The 3,476-nt window shown below is 70.9% G+C and carries 4 protein-coding genes; 1 reads left to right on the plus strand and 3 read right to left on the minus strand.

Features of this window, described 5'->3' with window-relative positions; genetic code table 11:
* The 3 genes from GPA_RS08700 to GPA_RS08710 form a co-directional block, all read right to left on the minus strand.
* Positions 1 to 1,050, minus strand: a 1,050-nt coding sequence (locus GPA_RS08700) for a PSP1 domain-containing protein (RefSeq protein WP_083809019.1), incomplete at its 3' end; no start/stop codon positions are given.
* Between the two features lie 13 nt (positions 1,051 to 1,063).
* Positions 1,064 to 2,233, minus strand: a complete 1,170-nt coding sequence (locus GPA_RS08705; protein ID WP_041239354.1) for a DNA polymerase III subunit — start codon at positions 2,231 to 2,233, stop codon at positions 1,064 to 1,066.
* Positions 2,234 to 2,236: 3 nt separating this feature from the next.
* The gene (locus tag GPA_RS08710) at positions 2,237 to 2,443 is read right to left on the minus strand and encodes a hypothetical protein (RefSeq protein ID WP_041239355.1); all 207 of its coding nucleotides are present in this window, start codon (positions 2,441 to 2,443) and stop codon (positions 2,237 to 2,239) included.
* 58 nt (positions 2,444 to 2,501) lie between these two features.
* On the opposite strand from GPA_RS08710, the gene GPA_RS19095 reads away from it, so the two are divergent.
* Positions 2,502 to 3,476, plus strand: a 975-nt coding sequence (locus GPA_RS19095; protein ID WP_462486144.1) for a class I SAM-dependent methyltransferase, incomplete at its 3' end; no start/stop codon positions are given.

A 3,476-nucleotide genomic window follows, 5' to 3' on the forward strand; every position in this document is an offset into this window, starting at 1 on the left:
GGCCGAGCCGCCGCCCGTTCCCGCACCGGAACCGGAGCCCTTCCCTGCGCCGCCGCGGCCCTTCGAGCTGCCCTTGCCTCCCGACCCCGTGCGGCGCACGGCCTTCGGGTCGGCCAGCTTGTCGGACCCGGTCAGCTGCGAGGTGGCGAAGATGGAGCTCTCGCCCGCCACGCCGATCACCGCCTGAGTCGTGGCCTCGTCCCAGGCGTCCTGCCCTACGCGGTTCGGGCGGTTGCTGCCCTCGTCGGGCGGCTCGAAGTCCGCGAGCGGTACCTTCACCGGCTTCTCGCCCTCCACCTTGAGCGACACGATCTCGCGCGGCACGTCCAAGTCCACGACCTTCGCCATGCCAGCCGGCGTCTCCACCTGCGAGTTCTGCTTCGGGGCACGGCTTTTGAAATCCTTGTACGCGTCGAACTCGTAGCGCAAACAGCACATGAGGCGGCCGCACACGCCTGATATCTTCTGCGGGTTGAGCGAGAGGTCCTGCTCCTTGGCCATGCGGATGGACACGGGGCAGAACTCGCCGCCCAGGCGCTTGCAGCACAGCTCCTGGCCGCAATGCCCCAGGCCGCCCACCATGCGGGCCTCGTCGCGCACGCCGATCTGGCGCATGTCGATGCGCACGTGGAAGTGCGCGGCCAGCTTGCGCACGAGCTCGCGGAAGTCCACGCGCTCCTCGGCCTCGAAGTAGAACACGGCCTTGTCGCCGTCGAGCAGGAACTCCACGGACACCGGGTGCATGTCCTCGCTCGCCTCGGCCGCCATCTGCTTGAACACGGGCAGCGCTTCCTCCGAGCGGCGGCACATCTCCTCTGCGCGGGCGACGTCCTCTTCGCTCGCGAGGCGCTTCACCGGCTTGAGCGCGGTCTTCAGCTTCTTCACCTGGGCCTCGTCGGCCTCGAACACGTCATCGGCCATGCGGCCGAACTCCAGGCCGCGCGCCGTGGACACCACGACGGGGTCCTCCTTCTTCAATTCCAGGTCGCCCGGGTCGAACCAGAGCGTCTTGGGGTTGTAGGCGAGCCTGATGGGCGCTATGCGAACCATTGCCGATACCTCTCTATCTCACGGCCCCGGCGCCCGCGGGCGGGCGGGGGCGGTAGAGCGCGTCCCTTGTTTCGAAGAGCAGCGCGTCGATGCATGTCTCAGGGGATACATTATACGAGATGGCCTCGTCGCAGCGGCGCACGGCCGAAAGCGCGGCGGCCACGCGGGCCTCGTCGGTGGCGCGTGCGGCGTCCTCTATCGCGCCGCGGGCGTCCACGTTTATCACGAGCTCGGGCGTCTCGGCGCACACGGCCAGCACGTCGCGCAGCCACGAGCGGATGATGGCCGTGAGCTGGCGCAGCGACTCGAGGCTCTTCGCCGTCAGCTGGCGCTTGTTGCGCGCCTCTATCTGGCGGATGGCCGACTTCGCCAGGAAGTCCGCGTTCTCGGCCAGCTCCTCCTCCTGCGCGGCGCGCACGACGTCGAGCGGGGCCTTCGCCAGCACCACGAGCTCGCCCGCCTGGCCCACGAGGTCCCAGTCGTCGGCGTTGCGCAGCAGGGCCAGCGCCTCGAGCACGCGGGCGCGGAACGCCAGGCGCTCGTTGGACTTCAGGAACTCGATGCCGCGCGTGATGGAGCCGTCGCACGCCTCGATGGCGATGCGGGCCTTCTCCCGCGACGCGCCCGTGTTCTGCGCCAGGATGCCGGCGGCCTCGCTGGCCGGGATGTGGCGGAACGGCACCACCTGGCAGCGCGACAAGATGGTGGGCAGAACGCTCTCGCGCGTGCGGCCCAAGAGGATGAGCACCACGTCGGACGGGGGCTCCTCCAGCGTCTTCAGGAAGGCGTTGGCCGCCTGGACGCCCAGCAGGTCCACGCGGTCGAGGATGTATATCTTGCGGTCGGCCTGGATGGGCGCGAGCACCGTGTCGGCCGCGATGTCGCGGATTTGGTCCACCAGGTAGCCGCCGGCGCCCTCGGGCGCGAAGTAGCGCACGTCGGGGTGCTTCTTGCGCTTGACGCGCCGGCAGATGTCGCAGGCGCCGCACTCGCCGCCCCGTGGGCCGTGGGGGCCCTTCGGGCACAGCAGCGCCTGGGCCAGCGCATAGGCGGCCATCGTCTTGTTCGAGCCGGCCGGGCCCGTGAACAGGTACGCATGCGTCACGCGCTCGCTCGCCACGCTCGCGCGAAGGAACTCGCGCACCTGCGGCTGCCCGAGTATGTTCTCGAAGGCGTCGGCCACGGCCTACCTCCCCTGGCCCTTGCCGCGCGGGGCGCCGCCGTCCAAGCCCTGCGAGGGCTTCCCCTGCCTGGCCCGGTCGCCGCCGTTGCGGCCGGCTTTCGCTCCGGGGTTGCCGCGGTTGCCGCCCTTCCCCTTCGCGCCGCCCTGGCGCCGTTGCGGGTGATCGCCGGAGAAGGGCACGGCGGCCACGGAGCCGTCCCGCCGTCCCATCGGGGACGCCTCGCCGGCTCCTTCCCGCACGAGGATCGCGCGGAACATCGAAGCGGTCATGGTCGCGAAGGAGCTCGAGCGCGAGGGCCGCGAGGCGACGCCCGAGGAGGCGGCCAGGATGCTCTCGTTCGTCGGGTGGGGCGGCCTCGCCGAGGTGTTCGACGAGACGTCGGACGCCTACGCGGCCGAGCGCGAGAGGCTCAAGGCCGGCCTCACGGAGAGGGAGTACGCCAAGGCGCGCGAGTCCACGCTCACCGCTTACTACACCCCGATCGAGGTGGCCCGCGCGGTGTGGGACTACCTCGCCATGGCCGGGTTCTCCGCCGGCAACGTGCTCGACCCGGCCGCCGGGACGGGCCGGTTCGCCGACGCGATGCCGGAGGGCATGGCCGGCCTCGCCAGCATCACCATGGTGGAGCCCGACCCGGTGTCCGCCCTGATAGCGCAGCACGCGCACCCCGGCATGGCCGTCCAGTGCAAGGGCTACGAGGCGACGACGCTGGCCGACGACTCGTTCGACGTCGCCGTCACCAACGTCCCCTTCGGCCAGTTCTCGGTCTACGACCGCCGCCATGCCGGCGAGGGGATGCTCGTCCACGATTACTTCTTCGCCAAGTCGCTCGACCACGTGCGCCCCGGCGGCCTCGTCGCGTTCATCACCGCCTCGGGAACGCTCGATAAGAAGTCGAGCTCCGCGAGGCGCGAGCTGGCGGCCAGGGCCGAGCTGGTCTGCGCGGCGAGGCTGCCCGACAGCACGTTCAGGGCGTCGGCGGGGACGACCGTGACGAGCGACGTCGTCGTGCTGAGGAAGAGGCACGAGAGGATCTCCAATGAGGAGGCCGCCGGCCTCCCATGGGTCGGTACGGTGGAGCATTCGGACGGCGTGCGGGTGAACCGCTGGATCGCGGAGCACCGGGAGGCCGTGCTCGGCGAGCTCGAGGTCGTGTCCGGCCCCTACGGCCCGCAGCTCGCCTGCAAGGGCGACTGGGCCGAGGCGGCCGCCTCCCTCGCGGGGAGGCTCATGGAACTCGCG

Source organism: Gordonibacter pamelaeae 7-10-1-b, from assembly GCF_000210055.1.
Lineage (GTDB): Bacteria > Actinomycetota > Coriobacteriia > Coriobacteriales > Eggerthellaceae > Gordonibacter > Gordonibacter pamelaeae.